This window comes from uncultured Sphingomonas sp., assembly GCF_964021865.1.
In the GTDB taxonomy this organism is placed as follows: domain Bacteria; phylum Pseudomonadota; class Alphaproteobacteria; order Sphingomonadales; family Sphingomonadaceae; genus Sphingomonas.
Genome location: NZ_CAXIAM010000096.1, coordinates 1 through 5,078 on the forward strand (window position 1 = coordinate 1; position 5,078 = coordinate 5,078).

Annotated in this window: 7 protein-coding genes and 1 other RNA gene; 7 read left to right on the forward strand and 1 reads right to left on the reverse strand. The window is 69.7% G+C overall.

The features are described from left to right. Window positions 1-122: 122 nt before the first annotated feature. Window positions 123-503 carry a DUF559 domain-containing protein gene (locus tag AADI75_RS15885; RefSeq protein ID WP_341209959.1) on the forward strand — a complete coding sequence of 127 codons (381 nt, stop codon included), beginning with the start codon at window positions 123-125 and terminating at the stop codon, window positions 501-503. Window positions 504-507: 4 nt separating this feature from the next. Here AADI75_RS15885 and AADI75_RS15890 read toward each other — a convergent pair whose 3' ends face one another. Next, window positions 508-1,164, reverse strand: a complete 657-nt coding sequence (locus tag AADI75_RS15890; protein WP_341209960.1) for an alpha/beta hydrolase — start codon at window positions 1,162-1,164, stop codon at window positions 508-510. A 71-nt stretch (window positions 1,165-1,235) separates the two neighbouring features. Between AADI75_RS15890 and AADI75_RS15895 the strand changes: the two genes are divergently transcribed. The 6 genes from AADI75_RS15895 to dnaX all read left to right on the forward strand — a co-directional run. Further along, a complete protein-coding gene (locus AADI75_RS15895) occupies window positions 1,236-2,300 on the forward strand; it encodes an aminotransferase class V-fold PLP-dependent enzyme (RefSeq protein WP_341209961.1) in 1,065 nt (354 codons plus the stop codon). After that, entirely contained in the window at window positions 2,297-3,376 is a 1,080-nt protein-coding gene (locus AADI75_RS15900) for a cysteine desulfurase family protein (RefSeq protein WP_341209962.1), read from the forward strand. The genes AADI75_RS15895 and AADI75_RS15900 overlap by 4 nt, the downstream gene beginning before the upstream one ends. After that, entirely contained in the window at window positions 3,373-3,660 is a 288-nt protein-coding gene (locus AADI75_RS15905; RefSeq protein ID WP_341209963.1) for a 2Fe-2S iron-sulfur cluster-binding protein, read from the forward strand. Before AADI75_RS15900 ends, AADI75_RS15905 begins: the two co-directional genes overlap by 4 nt. 70 nt (window positions 3,661-3,730) lie before the next feature. After that, a complete protein-coding gene (locus AADI75_RS15910; RefSeq protein ID WP_341209964.1) occupies window positions 3,731-4,060 on the forward strand; it encodes a hypothetical protein in 330 nt (109 codons plus the stop codon). Between the two features lie 49 nt (window positions 4,061-4,109). Continuing rightward, an RNA gene (gene ffs, locus AADI75_RS15915) (signal recognition particle sRNA small type) lies at window positions 4,110-4,207 on the forward strand. A 276-nt stretch (window positions 4,208-4,483) separates the two neighbouring features. Next, on the forward strand, window positions 4,484-5,078 hold a 595-nt coding region (gene dnaX, locus AADI75_RS15920), incomplete at its 3' end, for a DNA polymerase III subunit gamma/tau (protein WP_341209965.1).

The window sequence follows — 5,078 nt, forward strand, 5'->3', positions numbered from 1 at the left end:
GCGGCCACCCACCCCCGGCCCCTCCCTTTCAGGGAGGGGAGCGAGTCGGGGCTCCCCTCCCTGAAAGGGAGGGGCCGGGGGTGGGTGGACACTTGCGCGCCGGTTGGTAGCGTGCCGCCCCGATGCAACGCATACCTCCCGAGCTTACCCAAAATGCGCGACGATTGCGGCGTGAGGCGACGCCGGCCGAGCGGTTGCTGTGGAATGCGCTACGCTCGCATCGACCGCGGTTTACGCGGCAGTTGGTGGTTGGTCACTTTATCGTCGATCTTGCGTGCCGGAGCGTTCGGATCGGCGTCGAACTGGATGGGGGGCATCACGCGGTTCAGATTGACGCCGACGAAGCGCGCAGTCGCTACCTTGCGACGCAGGGATGGACGATCCTGCGGTTCTGGAACAACGAGGTTCTGGAGAATGTCGAAGGGGTGGTGGAGGTGATCCTCACCGCCGTGGCGCAAGCGGCCACCCACCCCCAACCCCTCGCTTGCAGGGAGGGGAGTTAGCCAGCTACTTAATGGGCGAGTTCGGGTCCAGACGCATGTCGAGGTAATTGTCGACCGAGCGCATCAGGTCGTCCATCTCATGCTCGAAGAAATGGTTGGCGCGCGGGATCACGTCGTGGTGGATCGTGATGTGCTTCTGCGTGCGCAGCTTGTCGACCAGCTTCTGCGAGGCGAGCGGGGTGGCGACCTCGTCCTCGGCGCCCTGGATGATGATCCCCGACGACGGGCATGGCGCGAGGAACGAGAAATCGAACAGGTTCGCGGGCGGCGCGATCGAGATGAAGCCGCGGATCTCCGGACGGCGCATCAGCAGCTGCATCGCGATCCACGCGCCGAAGCCGAAGCCGGCGACCCAAGTGGTCTGCGCCTCCTGATGGAAGCTCTGCACCCAGTCTAGCGCCGAGGCGGCGTCGGACAGCTCGCCGATGCCGTTGTCGAACGTCCCCTGGCTCTTGCCGACGCCGCGGAAGTTGAACCGCAAGGTGGCGAAACCACGGCGCTGGAAGGTCTTATAGAGTTCCTGCACGATCTTGTTGTTCATCGTGCCGCCCGCATTCGGATGCGGGTGGAGGATCATCGCGACGGGCGCGCGCGGGCGCGGGGCGGGGGCGAAGCGCCCCTCGATGCGGCCTTCGGGTCCGGGAAAGATGACGTCGGGCATGGTGACCTTGTGCTTGGGCGGCAGGCGTTGGGGCCGGCGGGAAGCGCGCTATATAGGCCCGAACACCGAAAATGGAATGTGTCTTGACCGAGCCGCTATACCTCGACCACGCTGCGACGACTCCGATGACCCCCGCGGCGGTGCGGGCGGTGCAAGGCGGGATGGCGATGTGGGCCAATCCGTCCTCGCCGCACGCCGCCGGGCGGGCCGCGCGCGCGGCGCTGGAGGCGGCGCGGGAGCGGATCGCGGCCGCTTATGGCTGGACGGGCGAGGTGTTGCTGACGAGCGGGGCAAGCGAATCGCTGGCGATCGCGCTCGGCCGGTGCACCGCGGGGCGGCGGATCGTGTCGGCGGTGGAGCATGACGCGGTGCTGCGCGCGGCCGGGCGCGCCGATGTGCTGCCGGTCGATGCGCTGGGGCGGGTTGACGCGGGCGGGCTCGGCGACGTGTCGGGCGCGCTGGTGGCGGTGCAATGGTGCAACAGCGAGACCGGGGTGCGCCAGCCGGTCGACGAGATCGCGGCGGCGGTGCGTAAGGGCGGCGGGCTGTTGCTGGTCGATGCCGCGCAGATGCCGGCGTCGGACGAGCTGGCGGCGGTAGCGGATTTCGTCGCTTTATCGGCGCACAAGCGTGGCGGTCCGCCGGGGACGGGGGCGCTGCTGGTGCGCGATGTCGCGACGCTGCATCCGAGCGGGGGGCAGGAGCGTGGCTATCGCCCGGGAACCGAGAATGTGCCGGGCGGGCTCGGCCAGGCCGCGGCGCTAGGCGAGGCGGAGCCGGATCATCGCGAGCGGCGCGCGCGGCTCGACGATGCGATCCGGCGGTCGGGCGGGATCGTCGTCGCCGAGGAGACGGCGCGGCACCCCGCGATCGGCGCCTACCGGATGCCGGGGGTCGCGTCGGCGGCGCAGCTGATCCGCTTCGATATGCAGGGGATCGCGGTGTCGGCGGGGAGCGCGTGTGCGAGCGGAAGCCTGAAGCCCAGCCATGTGCTGCGCGCGATGGGGTGGAGCGAGGAAGCGGCGCGCGAGGTGGTGCGGGTGAGCTTCGGGCGGACGACGAGTGACGCCGACGTTGAGCGCTTCATCGCGGCGTGGCGCGGGGTGGCGCGCGCGACCGGGCGGTTCGCGGCGTGACCTATCTCGACTATCAGGCGACGACGCCGCTCGCGCCCGAAGCGTTCGAGGCGATGCTGCCGTGGCTGCGCGACCAGCACGCCAATCCGCATTCGCCGCACCGCGCCGGGCGCGCGGCGAAGGCGGCCGTCGAAGTTGCGCGCGCGCAGGTCGCGGCGCTGCTGCCCCCCGGCGGGCGCGTGGTGTTCACGAGCGGGGCGACCGAGGCGCTCAACTGGGCGATCAAGGGTCTGCCAGGCGCGATCGTGACGCAGGCGACCGAACATGCGGCGGTGCTGGATACGGTGGCGGCGAGCGGGCGATCGAGCGTGGTGGTGCCGGTCGATCGCGACGGACGGGTCGCGCCGGACGCGGTCGCGGCGGCGGTGCGCGAGACGGGTGCGCGGCTTGTCGCGGTGATGCTGGTCAACAACGAGATCGGGACGATCCAGCCGATAGCGGAGATTGCGGCGGCGGTGACGCCGCTGGGGGCGCTGGTGCTCTGCGACGCGGTGCAAGGGTTCGGGCGGGTCGCGATCCCGGCGGGGTGCGACATGGTCGCCATGTCCGCGCACAAAATCTATGGGCCGAAGGGGATCGGTGCCCTCTGGATACGCGATGGCGTGACGCTGACGCCGCTGTTGCATGGCGGGGATCAGGAGGGCGGGCGTTCGGGGACGCTCAGCCCGGCGCTGTGCGCGGGATTTGGGGCGGCGGCGGTCTTGGCGAAGGCACGGATGGCGGAGGATGCGGCGCAGGCGGCGCGGCTGTTCGCGGTGGCGCGCGCGCGGCTGGCGGGATGGACGCTCAACGGCGCGGAAGCGGCGCGCTGGCCAGGCAATCTGAGCGTGCGGCGCGACGGACTGGATGTCGCGCGGTTGATGAGCGACGTACGCGACGTGGCGTTCTCGGCGGGGTCGGCGTGCGCGAGCGGGTCAGGGCGGACCAGCCATGTGCTGCGCGCGATCGGCCTTTCGGACGCGGAGGCGCGATCGACGATCCGCCTCGGGTTCGGGCGCTATACGCGCGAGGAGGAATTGGTAGCGGCGCTCGACCGGCTGGTGGCAGCGGCGGACGCGCAGAGGATGGCGGCATGAAGGTGATGTTCGACGGAGCGGAACGGGCGGCGACCGCGGGCGAGCGGTTGCTCGACGTCGCGCGACGCAACGGCCTGCCGCTGGAGGGGACGTGCAACGGCGATCTGGCGTGTGCGACCTGCCATGTGATCGTCGACCCCGATTGGTTCGCGCTGCTGCCGGCGGCGCGGGAGGAGGAAGAGGATATGCTCGACCTGGTCCATGACGCGCGGCGGACCAGCCGGTTGGCGTGCCAGATCGTGCTGACCCCCGAACTCGACAAGCTTTCTGTAAGCTTACCATAGAGTTCAGGGTCGATGCAGCGCTCCCCGCGCATCTTGCCAAACAGGGCAGGGGATTTCGGGAGTAGAGCGTATGAAACTGATGACCTTGAGCTTCGCGGGCCTGATGGCGGCGATGACGCTGGTGCCGACCGCGGCGACGGCGCAGCCGGGACCGCGGCATGGCTGGGACGACCGCCGCGGCTGGGATGACCGGCGCGACGATCGGCGCGGATGGAATGACCGGCGTGGGTGGGACGACCGGCGCGGCTATCGTAACGATCGCAGTTGGCGGGGTGACCGCGGCTGGCGCGGCGATCGTTATGCGTGGAACGGCTATCGCGGACCGCGCACGCAGACGGTGTGTCGCTGGGTAGACGGCTACTACGGGCCGCAGCGCCGCTGTTTCCGCGTGCGTCGCTAACGGCTTGACGCTTTGACTTGATCGGGCCGCCCGGCTCCGCCATATGGCGCGCGGGAGTCGGGCGGACGTGGTCGTCGCCAACCTGGTCAGGTCCTGACGGAAGCAGCCACAACGATTTCGCCGCGGGTCGTTCCGGCTCCCACCGCGCATCGCGCAGGCGGCCATGCTGGCCGCCAGACGCGCAAGCGCGGCCGGCGGGGCGCAGCTCCGGCCGACGGCGCGGCTTTGCCGCGGCGGTTTTGTTTTTACGACACATTGTCGTTTGTCGTGGCTGCGAGCGGACGGCGGGACGTTACAGACATGGCCCCTGCCTGCGCAGGGGCGACGGTGGTTGGTTGTCGCTCCTCCGTGGTGCGCGGGTGACGTCCACCACCCCGGAGAAGCCTTCGACAAGCCGTACGCGCGCTCCTATATCCACCGGCAATGTCCGACTCTCTCGACCTCGGCACGCCGCCGCCCGTGGCAAGCGCGACGCCCTATCGCGTGCTGGCGCGCAAATATCGGCCGCAGACGTTCGCCGCGCTGATCGGGCAGGATGCGATGGTCCAGACGCTGGGCAACGCGATCAAGCGCGACCGGATCGCGCATGCCTTTCTGCTGACGGGCGTGCGCGGAGTCGGCAAGACCTCGACCGCGCGGCTGATCGCCAAGGCGCTCAATTGTATCGGGCCCGACGGGCAGGGCGGGCCGACGATCGATCCGTGCGGGATCTGCGAGCCGTGCCGCGCGATCGCCGAGGGGCGGCATATCGACGTGATCGAGATGGACGCCGCCAGCCATACCGGGATCGACGACGTGCGCGAGATCATCGAGGCGTCGCGCTACGCCGCCGTCTCCGCGCGCTACAAGATCTACATCATCGACGAAGTCCACATGCTGTCGAAGGCGGCGTTCAACGGGCTGCTCAAGACGCTGGAGGAACCGCCAGCGCATGTGAAATTCCTGTTCGCCACCACCGAGGTGAACAAGGTGCCGGTGACGGTGCTGTCGCGCTGCCAGCGGTTCGATTTGCGGCGCA

What these genes read in the sequence shown, in the direction of transcription:
- AADI75_RS15885 (WP_341209959.1), top strand. Translation starts at nt 123, where the DNA reads ATGCAACGCATACCTCCCGAGCTTACCCAAAATGCGCGACGATTGCGG.
- AADI75_RS15890 (WP_341209960.1), bottom strand. Translation starts at nt 1,164, where the DNA reads ATGCCCGACGTCATCTTTCCCGGACCCGAAGGCCGCATCGAGGGGCGC.
- AADI75_RS15895 (WP_341209961.1), top strand. Translation starts at nt 1,236, where the DNA reads ATGGAATGTGTCTTGACCGAGCCGCTATACCTCGACCACGCTGCGACG.
- AADI75_RS15905 (WP_341209963.1), top strand. Translation starts at nt 3,373, where the DNA reads ATGAAGGTGATGTTCGACGGAGCGGAACGGGCGGCGACCGCGGGCGAG.
- AADI75_RS15910 (WP_341209964.1), top strand. Translation starts at nt 3,731, where the DNA reads ATGAAACTGATGACCTTGAGCTTCGCGGGCCTGATGGCGGCGATGACG.